The organism is Sphingomonas sp. 3P27F8 (assembly GCF_005502745.1).
Taxonomy (GTDB): Bacteria; Pseudomonadota; Alphaproteobacteria; order Sphingomonadales; family Sphingomonadaceae; genus Sphingomonas.
In genome coordinates, this window is the sequence record NZ_SCNL01000028.1 from 1 (window position 1) to 26,017 (window position 26,017).

27 protein-coding genes and 3 pseudogenes are annotated in these 26,017 nt (G+C 62.2%); 8 read left to right on the forward strand and 22 right to left on the reverse strand.

The features are described 5' to 3' along the window. The first annotated feature begins 140 nt into the window (after positions 1 to 140). Positions 141 to 398 carry an Lrp/AsnC ligand binding domain-containing protein gene (locus tag FFS35_RS19145; RefSeq protein ID WP_212742238.1) on the forward strand — a complete coding sequence of 86 codons (258 nt, stop codon included), beginning with the start codon at positions 141 to 143 and terminating at the stop codon, positions 396 to 398. 23 nt (positions 399 to 421) lie between these two features. On the opposite strand, the gene FFS35_RS19150 is transcribed toward FFS35_RS19145, so the two are convergent. Beyond that, on the reverse strand, positions 422 to 937 hold the full coding sequence (locus tag FFS35_RS19150; protein ID WP_137788391.1) for an Lrp/AsnC family transcriptional regulator: 516 nt from the start codon (positions 935 to 937) through the stop codon (positions 422 to 424). A gap of 49 nt (positions 938 to 986) precedes the next feature. Between FFS35_RS19150 and FFS35_RS19155 the strand changes: the two genes are divergently transcribed. Next, positions 987 to 1,895 carry a phytanoyl-CoA dioxygenase family protein gene (locus tag FFS35_RS19155; RefSeq protein ID WP_137788392.1) on the forward strand — a complete coding sequence of 303 codons (909 nt, stop codon included), beginning with the start codon at positions 987 to 989 and terminating at the stop codon, positions 1,893 to 1,895. 125 nt (positions 1,896 to 2,020) lie between these two features. On the opposite strand, the gene FFS35_RS19160 is transcribed toward FFS35_RS19155, so the two are convergent. Beyond that, positions 2,021 to 4,918 carry a Tn3 family transposase gene (locus FFS35_RS19160; RefSeq protein WP_076709880.1) on the reverse strand — a complete coding sequence of 966 codons (2,898 nt, stop codon included), beginning with the start codon at positions 4,916 to 4,918 and terminating at the stop codon, positions 2,021 to 2,023. 95 nt (positions 4,919 to 5,013) lie between these two features. Here FFS35_RS19160 and FFS35_RS19165 point away from each other — a divergent pair, with 95 nt between their 5' ends. The 4 genes and pseudogenes from FFS35_RS19165 to FFS35_RS19175 all read left to right on the forward strand — a co-directional run bounded on the left by FFS35_RS19165 (position 5,014) and on the right by FFS35_RS19175 (position 7,267). Next, complete coding sequence (locus FFS35_RS19165; protein WP_076709881.1) at positions 5,014 to 5,643, forward strand: recombinase family protein; 630 nt, start codon at positions 5,014 to 5,016, stop codon at positions 5,641 to 5,643. A gap of 1 nt (position 5,644) precedes the next feature. Beyond that, on the forward strand, positions 5,645 to 6,349 hold the full coding sequence (locus tag FFS35_RS19170) for a phosphotransferase (protein WP_083748081.1): 705 nt from the start codon (positions 5,645 to 5,647) through the stop codon (positions 6,347 to 6,349). A gap of 66 nt (positions 6,350 to 6,415) precedes the next feature. After that, positions 6,416 to 6,535: pseudogene (locus FFS35_RS20540) on the forward strand (LysR family transcriptional regulator); the annotation flags it as partial. 69 nt (positions 6,536 to 6,604) lie between these two features. Then, a complete protein-coding gene (locus tag FFS35_RS19175; RefSeq protein WP_283214582.1) occupies positions 6,605 to 7,267 on the forward strand; it encodes a LysR family substrate-binding domain-containing protein in 663 nt (220 codons plus the stop codon). Here FFS35_RS19175 and FFS35_RS19180 read toward each other — a convergent pair. Both FFS35_RS19180 and FFS35_RS19185 read right to left on the reverse strand, forming a co-directional pair. Continuing rightward, positions 7,240 to 7,476, reverse strand: a complete 237-nt coding sequence (locus tag FFS35_RS19180) for a DUF2274 domain-containing protein (RefSeq protein ID WP_137788394.1) — start codon at positions 7,474 to 7,476, stop codon at positions 7,240 to 7,242. The genes FFS35_RS19175 and FFS35_RS19180 overlap by 28 nt on opposite strands. Then, a pseudogene (locus FFS35_RS19185) lies at positions 7,476 to 8,102 on the reverse strand (TrbI/VirB10 family protein); the annotation flags it as partial. The gene FFS35_RS19180 and the pseudogene FFS35_RS19185, both read right to left, overlap by 1 nt. A 20-nt stretch (positions 8,103 to 8,122) precedes the next feature. On the opposite strand from FFS35_RS19185, the gene FFS35_RS19190 reads away from it, so the two are divergent. After that, positions 8,123 to 8,377, forward strand: coding sequence for a hypothetical protein (locus FFS35_RS19190; protein ID WP_137788395.1), 255 nt, complete (start codon positions 8,123 to 8,125; stop codon positions 8,375 to 8,377). 376 nt (positions 8,378 to 8,753) lie between these two features. Here the strand turns inward: FFS35_RS19190 and phnF are convergent, their stop codons facing one another. From phnF to FFS35_RS19260, 14 genes are all read right to left on the reverse strand, one after another. Beyond that, on the reverse strand, positions 8,754 to 9,461 hold the full coding sequence (gene phnF, locus FFS35_RS19195; protein ID WP_171007694.1) for a phosphonate metabolism transcriptional regulator PhnF: 708 nt from the start codon (positions 9,459 to 9,461) through the stop codon (positions 8,754 to 8,756). Then, positions 9,458 to 10,042, reverse strand: a complete 585-nt coding sequence (phnN, locus tag FFS35_RS19200; protein ID WP_212742240.1) for a phosphonate metabolism protein/1,5-bisphosphokinase (PRPP-forming) PhnN — start codon at positions 10,040 to 10,042, stop codon at positions 9,458 to 9,460. Before phnN ends, phnF begins: the two co-directional genes overlap by 4 nt. After that, on the reverse strand, positions 10,039 to 10,728 hold the full coding sequence (locus FFS35_RS19205; protein ID WP_124811479.1) for a DUF1045 domain-containing protein: 690 nt from the start codon (positions 10,726 to 10,728) through the stop codon (positions 10,039 to 10,041). Before FFS35_RS19205 ends, phnN begins: the two co-directional genes overlap by 4 nt. Beyond that, positions 10,725 to 11,438 carry a phosphonate C-P lyase system protein PhnL gene (phnL, locus tag FFS35_RS19210; RefSeq protein ID WP_124811480.1) on the reverse strand — a complete coding sequence of 238 codons (714 nt, stop codon included), beginning with the start codon at positions 11,436 to 11,438 and terminating at the stop codon, positions 10,725 to 10,727. Before phnL ends, FFS35_RS19205 begins: the two co-directional genes overlap by 4 nt. 13 nt (positions 11,439 to 11,451) lie before the next feature. Next, on the reverse strand, positions 11,452 to 12,246 hold the full coding sequence (phnK, locus tag FFS35_RS19215; RefSeq protein ID WP_124811481.1) for a phosphonate C-P lyase system protein PhnK: 795 nt from the start codon (positions 12,244 to 12,246) through the stop codon (positions 11,452 to 11,454). Next, positions 12,243 to 13,136, reverse strand: coding sequence for an alpha-D-ribose 1-methylphosphonate 5-phosphate C-P-lyase PhnJ (locus FFS35_RS19220; protein WP_124811482.1), 894 nt, complete (start codon positions 13,134 to 13,136; stop codon positions 12,243 to 12,245). Before FFS35_RS19220 ends, phnK begins: the two co-directional genes overlap by 4 nt. Continuing rightward, entirely contained in the window at positions 13,133 to 14,242 is a 1,110-nt protein-coding gene (locus FFS35_RS19225; RefSeq protein ID WP_124811483.1) for a carbon-phosphorus lyase complex subunit PhnI, read from the reverse strand. Before FFS35_RS19225 ends, FFS35_RS19220 begins: the two co-directional genes overlap by 4 nt. Position 14,243: 1 nt before the next feature. Beyond that, positions 14,244 to 14,861 carry a phosphonate C-P lyase system protein PhnH gene (phnH, locus tag FFS35_RS19230; protein ID WP_124811484.1) on the reverse strand — a complete coding sequence of 206 codons (618 nt, stop codon included), beginning with the start codon at positions 14,859 to 14,861 and terminating at the stop codon, positions 14,244 to 14,246. After that, positions 14,858 to 15,349 (reverse strand): phosphonate C-P lyase system protein PhnG, encoded by a 492-nt coding sequence (phnG, locus tag FFS35_RS19235; protein ID WP_212742241.1) that lies wholly within the window; start codon positions 15,347 to 15,349, stop codon positions 14,858 to 14,860. Before phnG ends, phnH begins: the two co-directional genes overlap by 4 nt. A gap of 36 nt (positions 15,350 to 15,385) precedes the next feature. Continuing rightward, positions 15,386 to 16,528, reverse strand: a complete 1,143-nt coding sequence (locus FFS35_RS19240) for an alpha-D-ribose 1-methylphosphonate 5-triphosphate diphosphatase (protein ID WP_124811486.1) — start codon at positions 16,526 to 16,528, stop codon at positions 15,386 to 15,388. Between the two features lie 86 nt (positions 16,529 to 16,614). After that, on the reverse strand, positions 16,615 to 17,742 hold the full coding sequence (locus FFS35_RS19245) for an isopenicillin N synthase family oxygenase (RefSeq protein WP_212742242.1): 1,128 nt from the start codon (positions 17,740 to 17,742) through the stop codon (positions 16,615 to 16,617). After that, the gene (locus FFS35_RS19250; protein WP_124811530.1) at positions 17,739 to 18,593 is read right to left on the reverse strand and encodes a phosphodiesterase; all 855 of its coding nucleotides are present in this window, start codon (positions 18,591 to 18,593) and stop codon (positions 17,739 to 17,741) included. The genes FFS35_RS19245 and FFS35_RS19250 overlap by 4 nt, the downstream gene beginning before the upstream one ends. A gap of 14 nt (positions 18,594 to 18,607) precedes the next feature. Continuing rightward, positions 18,608 to 19,744, reverse strand: coding sequence for a cobalamin-independent methionine synthase II family protein (locus tag FFS35_RS19255; protein ID WP_126849516.1), 1,137 nt, complete (start codon positions 19,742 to 19,744; stop codon positions 18,608 to 18,610). 184 nt (positions 19,745 to 19,928) lie between these two features. Then, positions 19,929 to 22,331: a TonB-dependent receptor gene (locus tag FFS35_RS19260; RefSeq protein ID WP_171007695.1), complete on the reverse strand. Its 2,403-nt coding sequence runs from the start codon at positions 22,329 to 22,331 to the stop codon at positions 19,929 to 19,931. Positions 22,332 to 22,633: 302 nt separating this feature from the next. Here FFS35_RS19260 and FFS35_RS19265 point away from each other — a divergent pair, with 302 nt between their 5' ends. Further along, positions 22,634 to 23,206: a GntR family transcriptional regulator gene (locus FFS35_RS19265; protein ID WP_171007696.1), complete on the forward strand. Its 573-nt coding sequence runs from the start codon at positions 22,634 to 22,636 to the stop codon at positions 23,204 to 23,206. On the opposite strand, the gene FFS35_RS19270 is transcribed toward FFS35_RS19265, so the two are convergent. From FFS35_RS19270 to FFS35_RS20145, 4 genes and pseudogenes are all read right to left on the reverse strand, one after another. Beyond that, on the reverse strand, positions 23,190 to 24,050 hold the full coding sequence (locus FFS35_RS19270; RefSeq protein WP_212742243.1) for a hypothetical protein: 861 nt from the start codon (positions 24,048 to 24,050) through the stop codon (positions 23,190 to 23,192). The two genes, FFS35_RS19265 and FFS35_RS19270, sit on opposite strands and share 17 nt — an antisense overlap. Positions 24,051 to 24,111: 61 nt before the next feature. After that, entirely contained in the window at positions 24,112 to 25,029 is a 918-nt protein-coding gene (locus FFS35_RS19275; protein ID WP_212742244.1) for a hypothetical protein, read from the reverse strand. Positions 25,030 to 25,133: 104 nt separating this feature from the next. Further along, a pseudogene (locus FFS35_RS19280) lies at positions 25,134 to 25,457 on the reverse strand (TIGR02391 family protein); the annotation flags it as partial. Next, positions 25,442 to 25,603, reverse strand: a complete 162-nt coding sequence (locus FFS35_RS20145; protein ID WP_171007697.1) for a hypothetical protein — start codon at positions 25,601 to 25,603, stop codon at positions 25,442 to 25,444. The gene FFS35_RS20145 and the pseudogene FFS35_RS19280, both read right to left, overlap by 16 nt. Positions 25,604 to 26,017 lie beyond the last annotated feature (414 nt).

Genomic DNA, 26,017 nt, shown 5'->3' on the forward strand with positions numbered 1-26,017 from the left:
CCCCTCGGTCATGACCGAGGCCATGGACGTGCTCAATCAGCATTTTGCCAATGCTGCCTGATCCCCAGACGGGGTGACGCTGCCCGGCCGTCACCAATGTTTGCAACAGAGCCGGTCTGACAGTCTTCGTCGGCATCAAGGTGGAGCGGCATGACGATGAGGTCGCCAGCGCTTTGCGGGCAGCGATTGAAGCGCTCCCCGAGGTCGTGTCCTGCCATCTCGTGTCAGGCGAGGCCGATTTCTTGCTCGAGGCCGTACTGCCCGATCTCGCCGGCTATGAGCATTTCCTGACCGGCACGTTGTTGAAGCTGCCCGGCGTCCGCGACATCCGCAGCAACTTCGCGATCCAGCGCGTCAAGTCGGGCGCGCCGCTGCCGCTCCACCACTTGAAGGAGTAGCAGGCGCGCACGTCGTCCAGGGCTCATTCCGCCACTTGAAAGACCGGAAGTTCGTAGCGGCGACGGGCGTCGAAGATGATCGATGTCTCAATCCGGGTGACCCCTGGCCGGTTTGTAAACTGATCGAGAGCTAAATCCTTGAGGTGCTGCGTGTCGCGCACGACAACATGGACCACCAGATCGTAGCGCCCCGTCACGAGAAAGGCGAAGCGGACCTCAGGCACCTTGACGATATCGTCCATGAAGGTGTCGACCGTGCCGCGCTCGTGCTTCGACAGTTCGATCATGAACAGCGCCTCGAGCCCGACGCCGAGCGCCTTGGGATCGACCTCCACATGCGTTCCCAGGAGCACGCCTGCGTCTCGCATGCGCTTGATGCGCTCGTGCGTGGACGACGGGGCGAGTCCGATCTCCGCCGCGATCTCCTTGACAGACAGCCGCGCATTGTTCTGCAAGAACCCCAGAATGGCGACGTCTGTTCGGTCAAGGTCGGCGCTCGGTGCACTCCGCCGTAAAGTATTCGTTCGATAATCTATCATGCCGACGATAATATCGGGATCAGCAAAGAATGCCAGATGGAAATAGGATATGTTCGCTTTTGACCTGCCGCTGTTCGCCCGTTTGGGCGAAGATGATATTGCCCGTTTTCGCCGCGACGGTTTCCTGATCGTTGAGCGCTTTCTGTCGGAGGAGCGCGTCACCGCGTTGCGCGAGAGTTTCCCGAAGCTGTTTGCCGGCAAGTTCGACACCGGCGTCTACCCCGACGAATGGTATTGGCGCGAAGGCATGAGTTTGCCGGACGTGACGCGGCACATGGCGAACGCCTGGAAGGCGGATCTGACTGTCGCCAAGCTCGCACTCTCGGCCGATGTTGGGCGCGCGGCATCGCTGCTGACCGGCTGGTCCGGTGCGCGCCTCGGCCAGGATACGATCTGGTGGAAGGCGCCGAAGACGAAGCCGATCGCGCATCATCAGGACTCGTCCTTCATGGACTTCCTCGATCCCGCCATGACGGTGACCTGCTGGGTGACGCTTGACGACACCCATCGCGACGCCGGGACGTTGGAATATGTGCCCGGTTCTCACCTCTGGCCGCTCACCCCTTTGCCGAAATCCTTCCATGGGCAGGACGACTATCGCGCCCAGATGAAGGCGGCCGCGCAGGCGGCGAGCATCGAGCCTCCCGATCCGATTTTCATTGAAGTGCCGGCTGGCTCCTGCGTCTTCCATGCCGGTGAAATCTGGCACGGGTCGGGTCCGAACATCACGGGTGATCGGATTCGTCGTTCGATCGGCATCCACATGATCCCGGAGGATGCACAGTTCAGCGATCGGCCCGGCGGCTACATCTATCGCCGTTACCAACGGACGGATGACCCGACGCTCGATGAGAGCTTCTTCCCCTTGCTCTGGTCGCGCTCAGCCGAACGCACGACCTGGCTGGACGGCTACTGCGAGAGCGGCCGGCGGCGCAGTCCTAAACGGATGCCCGCTTGATCCTTATGCAAAGCGCTTTCGGAGCTTGATTTATATGCACCATGACCTTTGACATCCGTCAGCTTCGCTATGCGATTGCGGTGGCCGATCATGGGGTCAGTTCCGGCTGAGGGCGGAATGACACCCTAAGCGGTAGTGTCCTTGGGCCAGAGGTATTCGCCGGTGAGCAGGATGTGCGCCCATCCGAGTGGCGAGACATGGGCGAGAAGATGGTCGGGCGTGTCCAGCCCTTCGCGTCTCCGGGCCTCGACAGCATGGCCGAGATGCAGGGTGTTCCAGTAGACGATGATGGCGGTGAGTAGATTGAGGCCCGCGATCCGGTAGTGCTGGCCCTCGGTGGTGCGGTCGCGGATCTCGCCCTGGCGGCCGATGCGCAGGGCGTTCTTCAGCGCGTGGTGCGCCTCGCCCTTGTTGAGACCGACCTGGGCGCGGCGCTGCATGCCGGCGTCGAGAATCCATTCGATGATGAACAGCGTGCGCTCGATCCGACCGACCTCGCGCAGGGCTGCGGCCAGGTCGTTCTGGCGCGGATAGGCGGCGAGCTTGCGCAGGATGCGGCTCGGCGCGACCTGTCCGGCGCTCATGGTGGCGGCGCAGCGGAACAGGTCCGGCCAGTTGGCGACGACCAGCGCCTCGCGCGCCTTGCCGCCCACCAGCGGGCGCAGTTCGGTCGGCGTGGCGGCGGGGTCGAAGACATACAGCCGCTTGGAGGGCAGGTCTCGGATGCGCAGCACGAGGCGGTAGCCGAGCATGGCACTGATCCCGAACAGGTGGTCGGTGAACCCGCCGGTGTCGGCATATTGCTCCTCGATCCGCCGCCCGGCCTCGTTCATCGTCAACCCGTCGAGCAGATAGGGTGCCTCGCTGACGGTCGCGGGGATCGGCTGCGACGCGAATGGCGCGAAGCGGTCGTTGACGTGGGTGTAGGCCTTGATGCCTGGGTCGTTGCCGTAGCGCGCGTTGACCGTGTTCATCGCCTCGCCCTGTCGCGCGGCAGGGTAGAACTGGCCGTCGGCGGAGGCGGTGGTGCCCATGCCCCAGACCCGCGCCATCGGCAGGTCGCCCTGCGCGGCGACTACGGCCGCCAGCGCCTGGTCGATGGCCTCGCTCTCGACATGCCAGCGCGCGAGGCGGGAGAGCTGCCAGTAATCGTGGGTATTGCAGGCTTCGGCCATCTTGCGCAGGCCGAGGTTCAGCCCCTCGGCAAGAAGGACGTTGAGCAGGCCGATCCGGTCGCCGCACGGCACGCCGGTGCGCAGGTGGGTGAAGGCATCGGTGAAGCCGAGCGCGGCATCGACTTCGAGCAGCAGGTCGGTGATCCGGACGGGCGGCAGGCGACGGTACAGGTCGAGCACCAGCTCCTCGATCCCGTCCGGTGCATCGGCGGTGAGACGGTCGATGCGCAGCGCACCGTCCTCGATGCTGCCATGCGGGATCGTGCCGTTGCGCGCGGCGCGACCGAGCCGGGTGAGGCCATCGGCAAGCCGTGCCTTGCGGTCGGCCAGCCAGACATGCGGATCGGATGGGACTGCCAGCTTCATGGTCCGCGCGACCGTCATCGGCACGAGGACATGGCGCAGGTCGCCGTAGCGATGCGAGCGGTCGAGCCATATGTCGCCCGAGCGCAGCGCATCGCGCAGGTGGAACATGACCGCGACCTCGCGGAGACGCGCATCGTCGCTGCCTTTCACCCGCAACTGACGCCGCCACTTGGAATGCGGGCGCAGGAAGTCATCGGTTGCGGGGAGTGCGCCCCTGGCGGCGATGGCGGTCACCGCGTTGAGCAGAGATCGGGCGACCGGTGCGGCTGCGAGGTCGAGGCAGCGCAGCATACGCGGCGCATAGCGGCGGAAGCGGTGATACCCCTGATCGACATGCGCCAGCGGATCGTCGCTCAGCGTGTCGGTCAGCGTCCTGGCCGTCGCGACGAGGCGGTCGAGCCGGTCCCAGCCTGCCGTGCGCGCGACCGCATCTTCCAGCGACGCGCCGTTGCCATGCGCATCGAGCAGCGATCGGCCGAGCGCGGCGAACCCATCCAACGTCGCGGTAACCGCGCCTCTGGTTTCTGCAGTGCGGGCATCGTGCAGCTGCTTCGCCTCGCGCCAGGTCCGACCGACGATCCGGTCATGCGTCTCGATCACGGCGTCGGCGGTCGCGGCCGCCCATTCGATGACGCAGACCGCGAGGATGGCGCGACGCCGATCGGCGTTCAGGTCGCGCAGGCCATCGGCGAAATAGCGTTCGCCTTGTCGCCGCAGCCGGGTGACACGGTGCGGCGGTACGTCGGCGAGCAGACCCGCATCGAGGTTCATCGCGCGCAGGAACTCCAACCGGTCGAGCAGCCGGTTCGCAGCGGCGGAATTGTTGCCCGGCTCGATCCGGCGCAGCCAGATGAAGCGACTGATCGCGCTTGGCAGCATCTCGGTCGTCAGCCGGTCGAGCCGGGTGCAGGCGACGCGATCAAGACGCGCAGCAATCCGCTTCTCGATCCCGCGCTCGGCCGCGACCAGCGCGTCGGCGCACAGCCGCTCGATAGTGGTGATCGCTGGCAGGATGGTCATGGTGTCGCGGCAGCGGGCGACGAAGCGCCGGGCGAGATCGTCGTTCGAACGCGCCTGTTCGGCTTCGACGAGCAGCCAGTCGCGGAATGCGCGTGCCGGTGCGCCCTGACCCGGGAACGCCCTGTAGCCGTAGGTCCGGCGCAGCATCTCCATATGCTGCTGGCGGGTCTGGCGTCGCACAGCATAGCGGACGAGCGCGTCGCCCGCTATGCCGAGTTGGGCACCGAGGAAGGCGGACACCGCCAGCGGGATGACCTCGCCTGGTGCCAGCATACGGCCGGGATAGCGCAATGCGCACAGTTGCAGCGCGAAGCCGATCCGGTTCTCCGGCCGGCGTCGCCGGTCGATATGGATCAGGTCGTCGTCGGCCAGGATGTAGTGCCGCAGCAGCGATGCCTCGTCGCTCGGCAGGTCGAGCAGCGCCGACCGCTGCCGGGCGCTCAGGATATGGCGGCGCGGCATGGCCCAAGTGTCCCGGTTGAACAGAAGTCTGTTTTGGACAACACTGACCCCGCGCAGATCAAGGGTTTTCGAGGCCGGTTTTCGGGAAGGTTCAATTGGGACAACGCGCCGCCATCTACGCCCGCGTCTCGACCGCCGACCAGTCGTGCGAGCGGCAGTTGCGCGACCTTGCCGGTTTCGCCGAGCGGGGCGGCTATGAGGTGGTGGGGACTTTCCGCGAAACCGCCTCGGGCATGAAGGCCAACCGCTCGGCACGCGCCGAGGTGATGAAGCTGGCGCAGGCCCGCCATATCGATGCGATCCTCGTCACCGAACTCAGTCGCTGGGGCCGGTCGACGCAGGATCTGCTCGATACGCTCAACCGGCTGTCGGGCTGGCGGGTGTCGGTCGTCGCGATGAGCGGCATGACGTTCGAGGTCGACACACCGCACGGGCGGATGATGGCGACGATGCTCGCCGGCATCGCGCAGTTCGAACGCGATATGCTGAGCGAGCGGGTGCGCTCCGGCCTCGCCGCGGCACGGGCGCGTGGTCGAAGGCTCGGGCGGCAGGCCGGCGACCAACCCAAGTCCGACCGGCTCGCCCCCAGGGTTCTGGCGCTCGTCGCCGAAGGCCGCAGCTATCGCTGGATCGCGCGCGACCTCGGCCTCAGCAAGAACACTGTCGCCGCGATCGTAGGCCGGTCGCGGGTGGACACGGAACCCGTCGGCGAGGTGGTCGTCTGAGATGACGGAAGGTCAACGCCTTACCGGTGGACGCACCACCCCGGGAGTGGTTCGGATAGGCGATACCGTTCGTCGTCCCGTCACCCACAACGTGGCGTTTCAGCATGACTGCCTCCTGCATCTTGAATATGTCGGGTTCAGCCAAGCGCCCAGGTTCCTCGGTATCGACACGGCAGGCCGAGAGATGCTGTCCTTCATCCCGGGCTCGGTTCCTGATGATCTCGGCTATTACACGGACGCGCAAATTCGCATGGCCGCGGCTCTGCTGCGGGGTTTCCACGATGCCACCACCACCATGCCTTCGGTCAGGGAAGGTGGCTTCGAGGTCGTGTGTCACAACGATTGGGCTCCTACCAACACCGTATTCCAGGCCGATGAACCGAGCGCGATGATCGATTTCGACACAGCGCGTCCGGGAGAAAGACTCTGGGACGCGGGATATTCGGCCTTCACCTGGCTTGACCTCGGCAACGATGACTATTCTGCCGATGAGCAAATCCGCAGGTTGGATGTTTTCGCGCACGGATATGGTTGGCCGGAATGTACGGTCGCCCGATTGGCGGTCTATGCCTTGGCCAGGCAAACCGCCTTGGCGGCATCGACCCGCGCGCGAGGCAAGTCGGAGATTGCGGATTGGGCCGCCGGTTGCGCTGACTGGACCGCGCTCAACATCGTCGAGCGGCTGCTCCCCACTGGCTACTCCTGACCCTTCACGACCCGCTTAGGGTGTCATTTCGCCCTCAGCCGGAACCGACCCCATCATGGGAGTTTTCACCGCGCAGCGGAGGCGATGGAAGTCGAACAATCGACGCTCAGCCGAAACGTCCTGAAATTGGAGCGCCTGATCGGCGTCAAGATCTTCGACCGCTCGCATGCTGGCACCACCCTAACCATCGCGGGACGCCAGTTCATTCGCAGGGCCAGGCCGATGGTGGCGTGCGCCGACAAGCTGGCCTCAATCATGCGGGCGACGCGTCAGGGTCACGCGGGCAGCCTGACGATCGGCCACAACAGCTCTATCTCCGCTGGCAATCTCCGCGGAGCGACTTTGGGTTGGCACAACGTGCATCCTGAAGTCGATTTGGGAGGGATGGAAGCTGATCGGGGTGCATTGCTCGCTGGGCTCGACACCGGCGAGATCGATATTGCCATCCTGATGGGCGAGGTCAGCCATAACGGTTTCCGGCGGGAGTCATTCTGGAGCGAGCGTGTGCTGGTCGCGCTGCCATCGAACCATCCCCTCGCCGAGCGTGAGGCTGTTCATTGGACCGACCTCAGAACCGAGAGATTTCAGCTAACTACTACCGACCCCGGCCCGGAAATCCGTGACATGCTGCTTGGGCGCTTGTCGGCGCTGGGCGCGCAACCGGATATCAGGATGAACCAATCCAGTCGTGAGAGCATCCTGAGTATGCTTGGCGGCGGCCTTGGCGTTTCCATCGTGTGCGAAAGCGCCACGGGCGCGCGCTATCCCGACCTTGTTTATCGGCCAGTGCATGGTGAACAGGGACCGGCGTTGGTGGTCTATTCGGGCTATTGGCGGAAGGACAACAGCAATCCCACGCTGCGGCGATTCCTCTCGTTCGTGCGCCAGCGCTATGCATTGTCCTTCGATATCACCTGACGCTGAGCCTTGGCGAAGGCTCGGTCGGTCGCCATGAATCTCTCCAGCATGGGCGCGATCAGCTTTTCAGGCGGGAGAGGCGCTTGTCTTGTCTCGGCCGCGAGCACGGTGGCGTAAGCGATCAGATTGCGGTGAATGGAGCCCGAAAGCTCGACCGTCACCTTGACTGGCTTGTCTTCGGACAACCCATCGAGTTTGAGCTTCGCCATCACTGGCCTCCATAGGGTTCGAGGACGAGATCGCGCGTGACGACAACGCGCACGGGAAATCCCGGCCGAATGGTCAGTGTCGGCGCGATGTTGAGCTGGCGTCGGACGATCTGTTGCCCGGCGTCGTTGATCGTGTCCTGGCCCCCGTTGCGGATTGCTTGGATCAGCCGATCGTCATCATTCGCCGCGAGCTCGGCACCCACGCTCAGCAGCGTCGAGAGTCCTGCCGCCTTGGCGAGATCCCACCAGTGATAATCGACGCCATCCTGCAGGCCCGCATAGCCTTCGGCGTCCGTGCCGGGTTGACGTTCGAGCACGATTGAACGGCCATTGGGGAAGATCAGCCGATTCCACACGAGCAGCACCCGGCTCTGCCCGAACTGCACATTATTGTCGTACTGGCCGATGATGCGCGTGCCCTGGGGCACGAGCAGGATGCGGCCGGTCGGGCTGTCGTAGATATTTTCCGTGACTTGCGCCGTGATCTGACCAGGAAGATCGGAGCGGATGCCGGTGATCAGCGCCGCCGAGATGACCGCGCCTGCCTGAAGGATGTTCGGCGATGCCGGCGCTGCGACGCGATCGGCCGCGACCGTGCGCCGGTCGACCGGCGCGTTGAGGAATGCCTGCAGATGTCCAACACCTTTTGCCGCAGCAGCGGATTGCATGTGTCGAGAAAGCCGTCGACCTGTCCGAAGCAGTCCCCGATAAAGGCAAGGAGTTTGTCAATCTCAGTCGACGGGAAGTTGCGGTTGCTGCCGTTGAATTTGCTGTGGCACTTGAACTGGAAGAGATGGATTACACGGCGCCCGAAGCGCTCGTCGAGATAGACCGCGTCAACGCCCCTATCCTCCCCTCCATCGGTGATCGAGCCCCTCGCCTCATCGAAGTCGATGCGTAGTAGAGATGTCACGCAGAGAAGGGAGAATGCTTCCCGCCGGGTTTCCAGATTGAGAGTCTTCTCAATCTGAGCGGCAGCCGCGTCTACGTTTCCCCAGTCAAGAAGTGTTGCCATGGAATACTTCTTGCCCTGTGGCTCCGCCCGTTTCAACCTTTCCGGCGATATGGCGCGTCAGCCGCCCCTACGGACTCCCCTGCACGGTGCCGAAAGTCGCCAGACAGCACCCAGCCATGCCGACCGTTGTCGACCAGACCCGGTCGTTCGAAGCCCAAGGCGGGAACGACCGCTCATGGTGATACCTGCCACTTTGTCTCTCTTACTCACCTTGGCAAATACCGGCCTAAGGTGAAACGGTAATTATAAGAGTAGCCAGACTCTACCGTTGCGGTACATCGCGGATCATGAATTCGAAACGATCGCTTCGAATAACGTTGGATGCAAATTTGATGGCCATGCCATCCGAGGTATCGAGGTTGGTATCCGTCAAGACTGGGCTTCCGACCGAAATTTGAAGCTGCTCGCTCTCTTCGCGGTCCGCTCGCCGTGCGCCAATCCGCGTCCAGCTGCGCTGGTATGCATCGATGCCGCACTTGCGCAGCGCCGCTGTCGGTGAATTCAGCCCTTCGAACGCTTCTGCGAGGCCGGAGACTCGCTCGAGCGGATAACTGGCGACGCTGATTGACAAAGGCTTCCCGTCCACCACGCTTAATGTCACCACCCGGGTGACAAGATCGAGCGGACGTATCGCAAGAGGTTCTGCGATCTCTTCCGATGCAGCAGTCACACTGATGGACAATATCTCGCGCTTGATCAGGCGGCTGCGGAAAGCGGGGCTGTCGGTCAGGCGTGGATCACGGGTTAGCTCGTGAGATATGAAATCGTCCGCAACAAACGTGCCTACGCCATGCTGAACACGGACCGTCCCCTCCGTTTCGAGGGTGCGGATGGCCTGACGGACTGTATGCCGGTTCACGCCGAACCTGGCGGCAAGTTCGGAATCGGCAGGCAGCTTGTCGCCAGGGCAAAAGGCACCGCCCCGCATGTCCTGCAGGAGTGAAAGTCGAATCGCTTCCCAGCGCTTCACGACTTGCAGCCTTCTTGAACCGCGCCATCAAGGCATTCTCGACGAGCGAGAGCCGCGACAAGCGCTTCGCCTGCCACTGGGATTTCGCCCGAATTGTCGATCATCAAGGCATCTCCGACATCAAAGGCCATTGTCCTGCTACGTGCGAGGCGCGCACCGATCGCGGCCTCATCTTCCCGGCCGCGTTGCGCGAGCCGCTCCGCGATGGCCTGTTCAGAAGCGCTAATGCCGATAACCTCGAGTGAGGGATAGACTCTGCGTGCATCGCGGATGATGCGGCGCGAGCCGTTGACGACCACGGTATCGCCGCGGGCCAGCCAACCTTCGATCGCCGCTGGAATGCCATATCTCAGGCCATGGGCGTCCCATTGAAGGGCAAACTCCCCGCGCGCGGAGCGTTGGTCGAATGCCTGGTCATCAATGGGTTCATGATCCTCTCCCGGCGAAGCCGCTCGTGTGATGACGCGACGTACGAAACGGATGCGCGGGTCGCTGGCAAGCTTGGTCCGCGCGTAATCGAGCAGCGTGTCCTTGCCGACGCCGCTGGGGCCGACGACCAGTAGGAGGCGCCCAGGTCTCACAAGCCTGCTCCCAACTGGAAATAGGATCGGACGTGAAAGTCGGCCCCGGGCTCGCTCTCTTCGAACAGGGCGAGTGCATCGATGAGTATCCCGTTTCTCGCCAGAGCGTCGAACCGGTCCCGTAGTTCCGGCTCAATGCTTGACGCCTCCTCCCCGGTGACACGGTTCGACAGCGTCATATGGAAGCGAAAGCGCTCGAACACATAGGGATAGCCCCAGCGTTCGAGATGGGCCGTTTCAACGTCGTCGAGATCAGCTTGCTTGCGCCGAGCAAGCTCATCATCCGTCGGTGGCGCGCGAAAGCCATCAAAGGCGCCGACGACTGCGCCAGCAAAGTCGTTTAACGCGGGGCAAGGCGCATCGGGCACGAGAGCGTAGAAGCCACCGATCTGTTCCAGGCGAAGTGGCACAACCGGGAACGGGCGATGGGTTGCTGCGAACCGTGCAACGGCGGCTTCGAAATCCTCGATCCGCGCTTCAGGGGCCAGTCGAAACGGGGCCTTGAGCGTTGCGTGAAAACCGTATCGACGGGGCTCGGTCGTAAGGCTGGCATCGCGATGGACGATGGCGGGGGTATTAGCGGGGTCGAAAGCATCGCGGCCCAGCCACGCGACGGCGGCCTGTGTCAGTGGGTGGTCCACTGGCGGCGTAAAGTAGATCGCGTAGCGGGGCTGGACTACCGTCATGCCGCGACCTCGGAAAGACGCTTGCTCGCCTGACCCACCTCGAACAGGCGATCGGCGACGGCATCACGCACTTCCTCATCGTGGAAGATCCCGACCACCGCAGCGCCGCGTGCTTTGGCTTCGCGAATGAGCGCAGCGACCGTCTTGCGGTTCGCGGCATCGAGCGATGCCGTTGGCTCGTCCAGAAGCAGGACCGGGTACTCAACGACAAATCCGCGGGCAATGTTCACGCGCTGCTGCTCGCCTCCCGAGAAGGTCGCTGGTGCCAACGACCAGAGACGTTCGGGAATGTTGAGCCGAGAGAGCAGCGATTTTGCCCGGCGGGTCGCTTCGTCCTTGTCAACACCGGCCGCGCGCGCTGGCTCCGTAACGACGTCCAGAGTGGACACGCGCGGGATCACCCTCAGGAACTGGCTGACGTAGCCGATCGTACGACGGCGAAGCTCAACGATTTCCCAAGGCTGCGCCGCCACCAGGTCGATCGCCCGATCGTCGGCGGCGATCAGGATTTCGCCAGCGTCGAGCTTGTAATTCGCGTAGAGGGAACGCAGCAGGGTCGACTTGCCGGCGCCCGAAGGACCGTGGAGGCAAACGCATTCGCCAGCAGAAACGTCGAAAGCGACATCGTTGAAAACGGGTATTTGCACACCGCCCTGGGTGTGAAGAGTGAAAGTCTTGGTAAGGCCACGGGCCTGGAGCAGGACGCTCATGGTGGTGATCTCCTCAGGCCTGAAGCACAGATGAAACGAGCAGCTGGGTGTACGGATGGTGGGGATCGTCGAGGACCTGATCGGTCAGCCCCTGCTCGATGACCCGGCCACGCTGCATCACCATCAGTCGATCGGCAAGCAGGCGAACGACCGCAAGGTCATGTGTGACCAGGATCACAGCGACCCCGATTTCCCGGACAAGCCCGCGCAGGAGGTCGAGCAGACGAGCCTGCACGGAAACATCAAGGCCCCCGGTTGGCTCGTCCATGAAGACGAGCCGTGGCTGCGTGACGAGGTTTCTGGCGATCTGCAGGCGCTGCTGCATGCCGCCGGAGAAGAACATCGGCTTGTCGTTGGTCCGGGAAAGGTCGATCTCAACCTTGGTCAGCCAGTCCTGCGCTTCCTCGCGGATGTCGCCGTAATGACGATTGCCCACCGCCATTAGCCGTTCGCCGATGTTGCCTCCCGCGCTGATGTCCATGCGCAAACCGTCACGCGCGTGCTGGTGGACCATGCCCCAGTCCGTCCGGGCCAGACGGCGACGCTCTGGCTCGGACAGCCCGAGCACATCGGTCGGGCCCCGGTCCTTGACATCGTAGGTGATCGTCCCCGCATCGGGGGTGAGGCGGCCGGAAAGGCAGCCCAGGAGAGTGGACTTGCCCGAGCCGGACTCGCCGACGATGCCGAGAACTTCGCCGGGGTAGAGGGCGAAGGAAATATCCTCGCACCCGATCTGGCCGCCGTAGGACTTCGAAAGATTGGAGACTTCGAACAGCGCTCGGCGCTTGTGTTCAGCTGCACCGGTCATCGTACGTTCTCCTCGATGGAAACAGGCATATCGGTCTGACGCGCCTGACGTTCGTTGCAGAAATCGGTGTCCGAACACACGAACATGCGTGAGCCCTTGTCGTCGGTGATGATCTCATCGAGATAGCTTTCGGAGGAGCCGCAGAGCGAGCAGCTTCCCTCCCACTGCTGCACCTCGAAGGGATAGTCGTCGAAATCGAGGCTTCGGACCGAGGTGTAAGGCGGGACCGCGTAGATGCGGCGTTCGCGACCAGCGCCGAACAGCTGGATCGCCGGGTTCATTTCCATTTTCGGATTGTCGAACTTGGGAATGGGTGACGGTGCCATGAGATGGCGGCCATTTGCGATCGTAGGGTAGTCGTAGCTGCGCGTGATACGCCCGTAGTGGGCAATATCCTCGAACAGGGTGACCTGCATGGCGCCATATTCTGCGTAGGCGTGCATCTTGCGCACTTCGGTCTCGCGAGGCTCGATCATGCGCAGTGGCTCGGGCTGCGGAACCTGGTAGACGATGAGCTGCTCTTCGCGCAGCGGCGTTTCCGGGATGCGGTGGCGGGTCTGAACGATGGTTGCTTCATCGACCTTGTCGGTGACGGCAACGTCGGTGACGGTCTCGAAGAAGCGTCGGATCGACACCGCATTCACGGTATCGTCAGCGCCCTGGTCGATAACCTTCAGGCGGTCTTCAGGACCGATCACTGCGGCGGTGATCTGCATGCCGCCCGTACCCCAGCCATAGGCGAGCGGCATCTCGCGCCCTCCGAACGGCACCTGGTAGCCGGGAATGGAGAGAGCTTTTATCAGCGAACGTCGGATCATTCGCTTTGTCTGTTCATCGAGGTAGGCGAAGTTGTAGCCTTCGCCTTCGATTTCGTGGGTGCGCGCGGTCATTGCGCCGGTTCCTTGTTTTCGCTGGTGCTGGTTCGCGCGGCGTCGCGCTCGGCGCGCAGTTGGCGGACCAGCTGGATCTCAGCCTGGAAGTCAACATAGTGGGGCAGCTTCAGGTGCGATACGAAGCCGCTCGCCTCGACGTTGTCGGCATGCGAAAGGACGAATTCCTCGTCCTGCGCCGGGTAGCGGACGCTCTCGCCGAATTCAGGGGCCCGCAGGGCCCGGTCTACCAGAGCCATGGACATGGCTTTGCGTTCGCAGTGGCCGAAAGCGAGACCGTAACCGCGTGAAAACTGCGGAGGGACAGTCTCGCTGCCCTGGAACTGGTTGACCATCTGGCATTCGGTCACGGTGACTTCGGCTACCGCCACCGGGAAGCCAAGCTCCTCCGGCACGATCTCGACCAGAATTTCGCCAAGGCGCATCTCGCCGACGAAGGGGTGAGCGTTGCCGTATCCTCGCATCGTCGAATAGGCGAGGCCGAGCAGCATGCCCTCATCAGCGCGTGCGAGGCTCTGAAGGCGTTGGTCGCGGCCAGCGGGGAACGACATCGGTTCGCGTGTCAGATCGAAGACGTCATCCTGAGGCACCGGGATTTCCGGCTCGATGATGCCTTCCCCGTCCAGCACGTCGATTACCCGCGGGACAACCTGATCGAGCGGTTCATCGGCAAGGACAGCTGTTTCCGGATCACCCTCGGCGGCGAGTGCGAAGTCCAGCAGACGGTGGGTGTAGTCGTAGGTTGGTCCCAGCACCTGGCCGCCGGGGATATCCTTGAAGATCGCAGACACGCGACGTCGGACGGCCATTGCCGCTGTATCGACCGCTTCCGAGGTCGCGATACGCGGCAGGGTCGTGCGGTATGCGCGCAACAGGAATACCGCCTCGACCGTATCGCCTCGCGCCTGCTTCAGCGCGAGCGCCGCGAGTTCGCGGTCGTAGATGGAGCCTTCCGTCATTACTCGGTCGACCGCGAGATCGAGCTGCTCGCTGATCTGGTCGAGGCCAAGTTCGTTGACGTCAGGGGAACCCCGGCGGGTTTCGGCGATCAGCCGGTGGGAGTTGCGGATGGCCTGCTCGCCACCCTTTACGGCCACATAAGCCATGTCAGATCTCCACGGTAATGGTACGCGGCAGACCGACCATCGCGCTGCCGCATGTGAAGAAGATGTCGACGCCGGCGGGATAGAGCTCCCGGTTGAGATCCCAGTCCGACCAGAAGCTGTCCGGCAGGCCATCGATGGCGACCGATCGCTCCCCCTTGATACCCGGCCCGCGCCAGGTCCGTGGCGGCCCCTGATCGAGTGAGGAGACCTGGATAATCAGGGTCGTCGAACGATCAGGATATTCGTCAGTCCCCTGAGCAAAGGCGGTCAGGCCGGGCATTTCAGAAGGATCGGAAACGACCGCAAACCGCGCAACGTCGGCCTCCCCACTGACCGGGACTCCCGTGTGGAACCCAAGCCAGGTCCTGACTGCTTCTCCCGCAGCCGACGGAGCGAGCCAAACGGAGGTTTCGCCATCGAGCAATGTCAGCGCCAGTGCGCCGGTCGCGCTGGAGAGCGGCTCGGGAGCTTGCTGGTTCTGATCGAGCGTGATGACGCGCCCCGGATAGGCGGTCGCCGTCATGATCGCGCGGAATGTCGCCTGGGAGTCGAAGACCGGATCGGCGAAGCCTGGCAGGAGGCTTGCACTTGCGGGCGGGGTGAAGGCGTGCTGTGTCATGACAGGTTGTCTCCGCGAACCATCGTGAAGAACTCGACTTTGGTTGCTGCGGCCTTGCGGCTCGCGAGAAGGCGACGGTCGCTTTCGACCTTGCGCAGCGGCTCGATCACCTGTTCGAGCAAGGTCGCTTGCAACTCATGCTGCTGAAGGCGTGCATCAAGCAGAGCAGCCAGTTCCGCCTGCCTGCGGCTGCGGCCCGAAGCATAGCCGTGTCCGACAGCCCCGTCGGGCAGGCGCACCGAGCAACGCGTGACCGTCATTTCGCCAAGGTTGAACTGCGCGCCGGTGCCACCGGCCCGGCCGCGGACCATGACCAGTCCGACGTGCGGAGCGCGAAGCCATTCGAAATCCACGTCGGCAAGATGAGCAGCGGCCAGATTTTCCACGTCGTCGGCACGGGCGCGCGAGAGGATGCCGATCCAATCCGCGCGCGCGGTATCCGCACCGGTCCCTTGAGGTAGGGCGTTTTCCATCGTTGAGAATTCCATCGAGAAAGGAAGTGCTGGGAGTCCTGCTCCCACGGATCACAGGATGCGTCGGCCACCGATCCAGATGTTTCGGATCACTGGCAGGCCATCGACCACCCGGACGCGCAAAAGATCGGCACGAAGGCTAGGAGCGATGGAGCCGCGATCGTCGAAACGAAGCGCCTGTGCGGGTGCCAGCGAGCCCATCGCGACCACCTTGGCCAGGTCGAAGCCCATGCCAGCCAGCTTGAAGATGGCCTGCAGCATGCTCGAGGGCACATAGTCCGAGCTAAGGATGTCGACGAGACCGGCGTGCGCAAGTTCGATTGCGCTGACATTGCCCGAGTGGGACTTGCCAAGAACGACGTTTGGCGCGCCCATGACGTTCTTCATCCCATGATCGTGAGCGCGCTGGGCCGCTTCGAGCGTGGTCGGAAACTCGCAGATACCCACGCCGTACGTGTGCGACTGGTCGACATCCTCGACAGTGGTATCGTCATGGCTCGCCAGGGGCAGGCCATGAAGGGCAGCCTCTGCAAGGATTGCATCGCGGCTACGGGGGGTATGGGTCTGCTGGTTGTTCCGGCAGACTTCGAGATGCGCTGCAAACTCTTCATCATTCCAGACCCGCGCATGCTTTTTGCGGTAGTATTCGCGGTAGATGTCCAGGTTGCGCCATTGGCGCTGGCCGGGCGTGTGATCCATGAGGCTGATGAGGCGGACGGTTGGGTCTGCCAGCCTGCCTCTCGCAAACTCGAGGACACCGGGATCGGCAAGCTCGCAGCGCAAGTGAAGGTAGTGCTCAGCCTTCAGCAAGCCGGCGTCGCGCGCCGCTTTCAGACTGCTGATCGCTCCGTCAAGCATGGCTGCACGGGCACCATCGCCATCGTAGTCGCCGAGCGCGAGTGAATCGACAACCGTGGTGATACCGGCGCCGAGGAGTTCCCAGTCGTGCGTCAGAACCGATCCGATCGGGAACGGCCAGGTCACGCGAGGGCGCGGACGGAAGTGGCGCTCGATATTGTCGGTGTGAAGGTCGATCAGCCCCGGCAGCAAGAAGTCGCCTTCCAGGTCTTCGCCCGGGACTGCGAGTGTCGCCTCTGGTTCGACGGCAGCGATTTGCGCGCCGTCAAGGCGGATGCTGCCCGTGACGACGCGGTCGGCCAGAACCAGTTGGGCGTTTGTGAGCAGATCAGCCATTCAAGGGGCCTTTCGAGACCTTAGGGAGACAACTTGCATTCAGCGTCTCTGCGAATGCAAACGAAAGCGTGATTGAACCTAGATGTCTAGACATCATTAACCCCATGGGTTTGCGTTGCCTTAGCGCTTGTGGCGGCATCGGGATCGATCAGGTCACCGTAATGGGCCCGCGCAACATCGGGATGCGAACGGATACGCGCCTTCAGGTGGTTCTCACCGACGCTGCGGAACAGCGGGTTGGCCGGGTCAGAGCTCACGCCGCGGGCGACCGCCTTGAGTTCGGGCGGGAGGTCGATGAGAGGGATATGTCCTTCGTGGCTGGCACCAAGAAAGAACGGGATGGAGTACCGAACGATTCCGGAAGGCGGTGTCACCGCTGCATGGACGTCTGCGCGCACGAAACCATCCGTTGCAAGCTCGAGCAATTCCCCGGTGTTCACGACAAAGGTGCCCGGGATCGGTGGTGCTTCGACCCAGCTGCCATCCTGGCGCTGGACACGGAGACCCTCGGTGCTGTCCTGGAGCAGGATCGTCACGAGACCGCCGTCCTTGTGCGCCCCGACGCCCTGTTCAGAGCGGGCCACATCACGGCCGGGATAGCGAACGATCTTCAGGTGCTGACGCGGAGCCGATTTGTAGAGCGGCTCGAAAGCACCTTCCGGTTGCCCGAGAGCAAGTGCGATGGCTTTCAGCAAATCGATCGCGACGCGGGTCACTTCGGCCTGGTACGTCGTGATGATCGGCTTCAGGCTGGGCATTGCCGAGGGCCACTGGTTAGGGCCAATCGTCCGCTTCCATGCGGGCGTGTCCGGACCAATCTCGGCGAAGTCCTCCTCGCGGTCGAAATCGACCTGCTCGCGCCAATCCTGTCGGCCGCCGGTCAGTTCACCGCCGATACGGGTGTAGCCGCGGAATTGGGCCGATTTGACGATGTCGATTTCGAGCTTGGCCTCGCGCGGCAAGGCAAAGAACATCCTCGATGCCGTCAGGGCCTGCGAGATGAGGTCGGGCCTGACGCCGTGACCACGAAGATAGAAAAAGCCATGATCGAAAAGGATCTCGCGCAATTCGCCGACCAGCTGCTGACGGTCCTCCTGGCTGCCATACAGGAGTGACAGATCAAGGAAGGGCAACTGGCTCGTCGACACAGCTTCCGCCGACGTGAACTCGTTGGTGCGCTGGAGCACCGGATCGGGGAGTTGGGTGACAGTCACTGGGCGTTGTCCGTGATGCGGGTCTCGCGCGGCGCCATACGAACGACCTGCTGCTCCACGGGGAGGTCTGGATCGTACATGTACTTCGGGCTGGCATCGAGAAAGTCGTGGGTGTGAACGATGACGGCTCCGCCTTGCAGGAATGCGATGGCATAGGCCGGCGGCTCCATGCTGCAGGGGATGCCGCGCTCGATGGTGAAGTCGAGCCAGAGTTGGTGGTTGAGGCCGCGCAGGGTAGTGAAGGGAATGCCGCGCCAGCTCCCTGCGATCGGCCGGTGCACGTGGCCGAAGAAGATGTGCCGGATATCGTGTCCTTCAAGCACCTTTGCAAAGGCGTCCGGATCCTCGAGCATGATCTCGTCGACCGCGCGCAGGTTCACGGGCAGCGGATGGTGATGCATGAACAGGTAGCATGGACGACCCGCTGCCTCTTCAAGCCGCGCCTTCAGCCATGCCTGTCGCTTTGCGCAATAGGCGCCTGCGTGCCCGGTCGCCTTCTTGGTGTCGAGGAACAGGAGGCGCCCGGCGTCGGTGTCGATGAAAGACTGAACGAAACCATCTGCGTCGGTTGGCTCTTCGGGAAACACCTGGAGAAACTCGTCACGGGCGTCGTGATTGCCGATAACCAGGCGGACGGGCACCGGCAGCGCTTCTAGCGCTTCTCGCAGGCGGATGTATGCGCCGTGCTCGCCATGATGGGCCAGGTCGCCGGTAATGACACACAAGTCGGCATCAGCGTGGTTGGCAGCGATATCGGCGATGCAGGCCTCAAGCCGCACGCCGGGATCGTTTTCGAACAGACTTCGCCCTTTGGGAACAAGGTGCAAATCCGTAATCTGGATGATTTTCATCTTACGGGTCTCGCTCAGCGCCACAGGCGGCGCGAGGCGATCTCGGCGCCCTGAACCATCGCTTCGAGCTTACGCCAGCCAATTGCCGGATCGACGGCATGGAAGGAGGCGAAGCTTGCAAACCCGCAGTCTGTACCGGCGATCACGCGTTCGCGGCCCACCAGATTGGCGTATTGCTCGATACGCTGCGCCACCACTTCCGGGTGCTCGATATAGTTCGTGCAGGTGTCGATGACGCCAGGCACGATCACCTTGTCCTCGGGAAGCGGCGTCTCCTTGAACAGGCTCCATTCGTGGGAATGGCGCGGGTTGGCCGCTTCGAGCAGGATCGCCATCGGCTTGGCGGTCACGATCAGGTCGAAGATTTCGTGCAGGTCGATGTCGTGGTGGTGGGGCGATTCGTAGTTACCCCAGCACAAGTGCAGACGCAGACGGTCGGCCGGAATGTCGCGCAGGGCGTGGTTGAGCACTTCGACGTGAAGTGCGACTTCCTTACGGAAGTCCGCGACTTCCATCGGCTGCGCGCGGAAATGCCGGCCAAGCGCGAGCTCGGGACAGTCGATCTGAAGGAGAAGGCCGGAGGCGACGATGGCGTCGTACTCCCGCTTCATCGTGTCTGCGAGCGCGTAGAGGTATTCCTCCTGCGTCGCGTAAAACTTATTGGGCATGTAATGCGCCATGATGCCTGGCGAAGAGGCATTCATGAACGCGTCCTCAACCGCGACGCCTTCAAGCGCGGCCTTCAGGTTGTTGATGTCGGACGCGACATGCTCATCGCCATGATAGGAGAGCGGGCCGACGCAGGCCGGGGTCTTGATTTCCATCACGATCTTGCTGGCGAACTCGGGGAATTCGGTGAGCTCGGACAGGGCCAGCGGGTGATCGACGCCGGTGAGGCCGGTCATGCGGTCACGCGCATAAGTTGCATAGGCGTATTTGCTCATCTCGCCGTCGTCGACGATGGAGATGCCAAGATCGGCCTGCCGCTTCACCACGTCGCGAACCGCAGTCGTGATTTCATCGGGCATCGCGTCAAGCGATGCGGCGTCGAGTTCGCCGCGTTCGCGTGCCAGCAGCTTGGCTTCCAGGCTTGCCGGACGCGGCAAGCTGCCAACATGGGTGGTGAGAATGCGATCGGTGCTGATCTTCATGTCATACTCCTGAGCATTTTGCAGACCTGTTCCTGAGCAACCCGGCAGGTCTTCGCGCTTGTGCGCTCACTGTGAACGTTTTGATCGACCAGCGCCCATTGCGAGATCATGCTTAGCAAATCTGGGCGGCAATCGGGTTAAGAGGTCGGATCGACAAGCGCCGATCCGACCGTGATTATTGAACTTAGAACCGCTTCGATGCCGACATGCCGATCGTGCGGGGCCGGAAGGTGGTGTCAGTGAAGAGATCCGATCCCACCAGGTCCTGGTAGCGGCCAAGTGCCGGATGGGCGTTCAGCGCGTTGGTCATGAAGAGCGCGATATCGACGTTCTGCCAGTTCACGCCTGCACGCAGGTTGAGCTGGTTAGTCGCCGGGTTTGCCGGGATGTCGGGCTTGTAGAGCACCGGCGATGCCGGGTTCTGCGAGTTGAACGGTCCCGGATTACGGCTGTGGAAGACATCTTCTGCACGCAGATAGCCATCGATGTCGCCGGGCAGGACGAAGGTATATTCCGCGGTGGCGCGCAGGTCCCAGGGCGAATTGACCCAGGGCGGTGAGCCGATGACATCGCCCTTGGTGTTCAGGATGACGCCGTACTGCTCGATCGTCTCCTTCATGCGGGTGCCCGTGTAGCTGGCGGACACGCCCAGCTTGAACGCGTCGGTCACCTTGGCATTGAGGGTGAGATTGAAGCCGTTGACCTCAGCCTTGCCGGCGTTGGTCGTGTAGGTGTAGCCGCAGGTCGGGATATAGACACCCTGCTGGATGTCGTTCCAGTCGATATGGAAGGCGTTGGCGTCCACGCCCAGACGGCCGCCGAACAGCTTGCCCTTCAGACCGGCTTCGTAGCTCCAGACCGAATCCGCCTTGAAGGAGGCCGGCTGCGAGGGAACCGGGCAGCCAACGCCGCCCTCTTCGGTCTGCAGCGGGATCGGGATGTTGGTGCCGCCGACGCGGTAGCCCTTGCCGGCCGATGCATAGAGCATGAGGTTCGGGCTGGCATGATAGGTCACGCCCACCTTGGGGGTGAATGGCTTCTCGTGGTTCTTGCCGCTCGAAACCGGGAACAGGCCGCCGGTCCAGTAGCCGCTCTGCTCCTGGTAGAAGCTCGATTTGGTGCTCGCGATACGAGCGCCTGCCGTCAGCGTCAGGCCCTTGACCACTTCCCAATCGACCTGACCGAAACCTGCGATCTGCTTGTCGTAGGAGTAGAGGCTGCCGGTGAACTCGGACACGTAGGGATCCATGCCGAGGTAGGCTGAATAATACGGGTCGATCGAAACGTGGGTGTCGTGCTGGGTGCTGTCGGAGTAGAATGCACCAACGGTCCACTTTAGCGCAGCATCCGGGTTCGAGGAGGAAAGACGCACTTCCTGCGTGAACTGGTGCAGCGAGGTGGTGACATCCTTCCAGGCCGCGTCGGTTTGGCGCGCGGGATAGGCGAGGCCCATCGGGTTGCCATAACCGACAGTTAGCGCGCCATAGAAGCTGGTGATGTCAGCGAGCACGCTGCCCTTGCGGTCGAGGTACGAGCTGACCGAGGTCAACGTAACACCGCCTAAATCGGCTTCGAGCTTCAGCGAGGGAAGCACGAACTGATCTTGGTTAGGCTGACGCAGAAGACGCCCGTTCTTGAACTTGCCTTCGCTCGGATCGGAAAGGTACTCGTAGTACGAAGCGCTGTCGTTCGTATTGACCTTCTGGAAGTAGATCGACGGCGTGATCTTCAGCCACTCCGTCGGTGCTGCTGTCACTGCAGCGCGAAGCGCATAGGAGTCGGAGAAATTCGAGTTCGCCTGCACGGTCTTCAGGTTGAACGGATCGACCCGGTCGATGTAACCGCCGTCGTGGCGATACCAACCGCTGACCCGGAACCCGAGCTTGTCATTGACAATGGGCCCGCCGAGCGCGGCGCCGGCTTCGTAGCTTGGGCTGCCGCCCTGCGTGAACGAGAGCTCGGTACGCGCCATACCCGTGTAATGATCGAGACCGGGCTCAGGGCTGATGAAGCGCAGCGCACCGCCTTCTGCGCCTGCGCCAAACAGCGTGCCCTGGGGGCCGCGGTCGACTTCGACGTGATCCACATCGAACATCAGGGGCAGAGGATTGCCGAAGCCCGAAATCCACGTGGCACGCGCCTGGATCGGGGTATCGTCGATATAGATACCGGTCGTGGAGTGACCGACGGACGAGTTGATGCCCCGGATGGCGATGTTGGTCAGCGCACCGCCGCCATAGTATCCGGCCGACTTGTCGAACTGGACGCCCGGCGTCATCTGGGCGAGGTCGGACACGCTGCGGATGGCTGATTTTTCCAGCGCTTCGGGATTGTAGGCCTCGACGCTGATAGGCACCTTCGAGATCTCTTCACGGCGCTTGGTTGCCGTCACGACGATATCGGAGCCATCGCTGTCAGCGGCGGCTTGTTCTGCGATGGCTGGCTGAGCGCAAATGCCAAGAGCCACGATGCAGGCCGCGCCAAGGAGGCTGGCGCGACGGGCGCCGAAAACTCGTTCGGATGAATAGTGCGACTTATTTGTGGTGGAGTCGTAGCGCTCCAGCAATTCGGTTGCGGAAACAGTCATTTGAACCCTCGTGAAATCCATGTTTGAACCGATTGGTCCGCGCAGCTGACCGTGCCCCCGGCCCGCCCCGGCCTGCGCGCCGGGACATCCCTGAAACATTCGAATGTCCCGCTAGTGTTGGATTATGATAGTTTCACGACATGGGGAAAAATTCATCCGAATGATTTGACGATCGCAGGTCAGACGTTCGCAAAAGTCCGCAGATTTCCGCGAGTTTTACCAGCCAACCTTCGACGAACAACTAAAGGTCCGTGATCGATGTCGGATTTAACATTCGAATGATATCGTGCTACGAACGGATCATGAATCATCCGAATGATGCGGCACCTCGGAATTCCGGGTGGCAGACGATCCGCGACGCCATCTCGACAGAAATCCAGAATGGCGTGCTCAAGCCTGGCGCCAAGCTACCGACGGAGCCTGAGCTCTGCTCCCTGTTTGGGGCGACGCGGTATGCTGTTCGAAGGGCTGTGGAAGCACTCGCTGTCGACGGCAAGCTACGTGTCGAGCAAGGACGCGGGACGTTTGTCGAATCAGCGTCAAAGCTGAATTATCGTGTCGGGCGCCGAGCGCGGTTTCGTCAGAATCTTTTGTCTGAAGGCGTGGAACCGGACGGAGAGATCCTCTCGGACGAAATTGTCCCGGCATCACCAGCAATCGCCCAGGCCCTCGAACTGACAGAGGGGGCTCCGGTTCATCGGGTACTTCAGCGCAGCCTGGCAGATGGCGTGCCCATCAGCCTGGGTCACACGTATGTGTCTGCCCTTAGGTTTCCTGAATGGCCGCGTTATGTGCGCCAAGGCATGTCGATGAGCGATGCCTATCGCGCTTACGAAGTTGTCGATTATTTCCGCGGATCTACAAGCGTCCATTAAGGTAGCCGGTCCTGACGGCCTTGAGGTGATTGATCCAGAGGAAGGGACGCGACTGCGCCTGCGAGTGCAGCCACCCAGACCATGCCTCCGAATTAGCTCCAGACGGCGCCGGTATTCTTACAAGCATTGCTTCCTGGACCCCGTCGATGAGACGGCTGAGGAGCGAGGCAAGGTGGTGCGGGCCCGCGAACTGGAAGTGGGCTGCCCCTCCTACTCCATGGCTGATATCGACGATGGTGGCCTCGGAAAGACGGATGACGCGTTCAAGTCGTCCGCGGATGTCGATGTCGAGTTCCGCTTGGCCCCGTGCCTCATGCCCGAGTGCCTGTACTACTCGGGCACATTCCCGAAGTAACAGATCGGCGGCAACTTCACGGCTGTCGTCCTGGACGATGCGATCCTCGTCAAGATTTCGTTCAACCAGTGGGCCAAGGTTGCCAGTCGCAAGTTCGCGGATGCTGAGAATCAACGACCGTCGGACGGCGCGAGGCTCGCCTCTCGCTCTGAGCTGACCGGCAACTTCGGCTGCGTCGGCGGCGCGATCAGCTATGAGAAAGAGGAGCGTCGCGGAGATTGTCGAGCTAATTGTGTCGCTCGATACCACCGTTAGCCGGCGAGTCCCGGATTCGCGGATGCGGCCGAGCACCTGATGGGCGCTTGCCGCGACGAACGCAGCTGCCCGCGTCTGCTCGGGGCGCAAGTCGAGCGCAACGTATGCCTCGAAAGTCGAGGCGAGGCGTCTGACCCGATCAATCACCTCGCTTGCGGCGCCCGGCTCTCCTTCTCTGGCCAGCAGGCGTATCGTCGACAGTTCGATGTGGGCGGCGGTGAGAAGTTCATCCAATGCCTCAGGGTCCAAGCCTGGCAGATCCGGCGCCTGCCTCAGGAGCGCGCGCGAGCTAGAGTCAAACATCGGTGATCTCCACCACCTTGGCAGCTACCTCGTCAGCAAGAAGAGCAAGCCCTTTTCGAACCTCATCGAACGCTAACACTCCGGCGGATCGGGACGATTTCGCGCCACCCGCTACGGCTTTGAAGCCAGCGACGATGTGCTGGAACTCACCATCCTTGCGTTGGTTTTCTCCTGTTGCCACCGCGACCCTGAACTCCCGTGCCCCTTCCCAGAACACCTCATCAACTGCGGTCTCGGCGTCGATCCCCGGCACGCTCTTGAGAAGCGTCACGAGGTCGGCAAGGATCTCGTCGTCACGTTCACCGCGCAGGATCGCTTCAATATCGGTCCAAACTTTCGAGGTGATCAGACCGCGTGGCGATTTCGAGGCCTTGTCCTCGCACAGCACGATCCGGACGATTTCTTCGCCGTCATCGTCCAAATCCACAATGAACCCGTCAAATCCCTTGTCAGCCTGCCGCACTTGTGGCGCCGTCATGTATCCGTTCGGAACGGCCATCCTCGCTGCGACCCAGGACACATGCTGGAACAGCAAGCCGTCGCGATGGATCATCGAGATATGCATCCTTTTTTTCGCGGATTCCTTCTCCTTGTCTGTCCCGTTTCGAAATAGTTCGACATCCTCAGCATGTGGCGCCGTAAGTTTCCGCACGACATTCTGTGCGACCCTACCCTTTGGAGCCCGTCGTCGCGGTTCGAGAGCGCCAATGACGCGCATCGCATTTTCCTCCTGCCTCAAATACAGGTAGGCGACTATCTCGACGAGTTTGTGCCGGTTTTTCGTGGTTATCGACCATTCAGAAAAAAGGCACTCCGGCGTTTGGGAGGTCTTAATCTTTAGAGGCATTCTGATGACTTCCGTGCCGGTTCTTGAAAGTAGTGGTGTATCGAGCTTCCAACCCAAATCCACCAGTCACATGTTGCCTGCGCGCTGCGCCATCCTCGCGGATCGCCGCCGGTGACGGCTGCTCCAGTCGGTTAGGCCGTAACGAGAATAGGAACGCACCGAAGCCATCAAGGGCAGGGCGGCCTATGCGCGACGTCAAGCCGGCGATGGATTAGAGAAACAATCGTCACCAGATCCTCGGCATCGTCTTTCGTCATAGTCCAGTGGATGCGAGCTTCATGGGCAGTGGGATTGCGGAACATGCCGAATGCTCCTTTTACGAGATTTGCAAAGCCGCTCTGTTCGCTCTTCTCGCTCACCGTAGAACCCGCGTTGATCGTGATGCGCGGGGCATCGCCGCCAAGCGACTTGTCGACCAAGTCACTGCCGTCATCGGTGAGTCCCGAAAGTCGGCGCATTTTGTCCGCTACGCTCTTCACAGCTTCCTGCGCGGAATGAGAATAATTGTCGGCGAGAAGCTCAACCCGGCAGAAGGCAAGAACATCGGGATGGCCGGCTCAAACCTGCTACGCAGCGGATGATCGAGCGGCAGTTCACGATTATGCACGACGGCAAGCATCCGTTCGCCGATATGCATCGCTTCTTCCTTCGCAACTGGGGCCTAGCCTGATCAAGACAGCCAATTGCTAGGCGGATCCCAGCGTGCGAAGAGGAAGCAGGCCGGAACTGAGAGAATGCGAGTTGGCCGCGCCGAGCACCTCTGAAAGTTTGGGCTCGATCACGCCGCGCCGAATGCCCGGCTGCACCACGATCATTTGAAACGTTGCCGGGCGTGCTCGAGCAAAAGTTGAGAACCTCTTCGTCGCCGCGAACGAACTCGGCCATGCCGCTCTTGTTCTTGTGGCGGTTGGAAAGCCGTTTGACGAGGCGCGCGATATGGCTCTGTTGCAAACTCTGATGCGGTTGCCAAGGTTGGGCCCTTGGATTGGTAAGGTCGGTTGTGATGGACGATTTCAAAGGGCGGCATTTTACCGGCGAGGTCATCCTATGG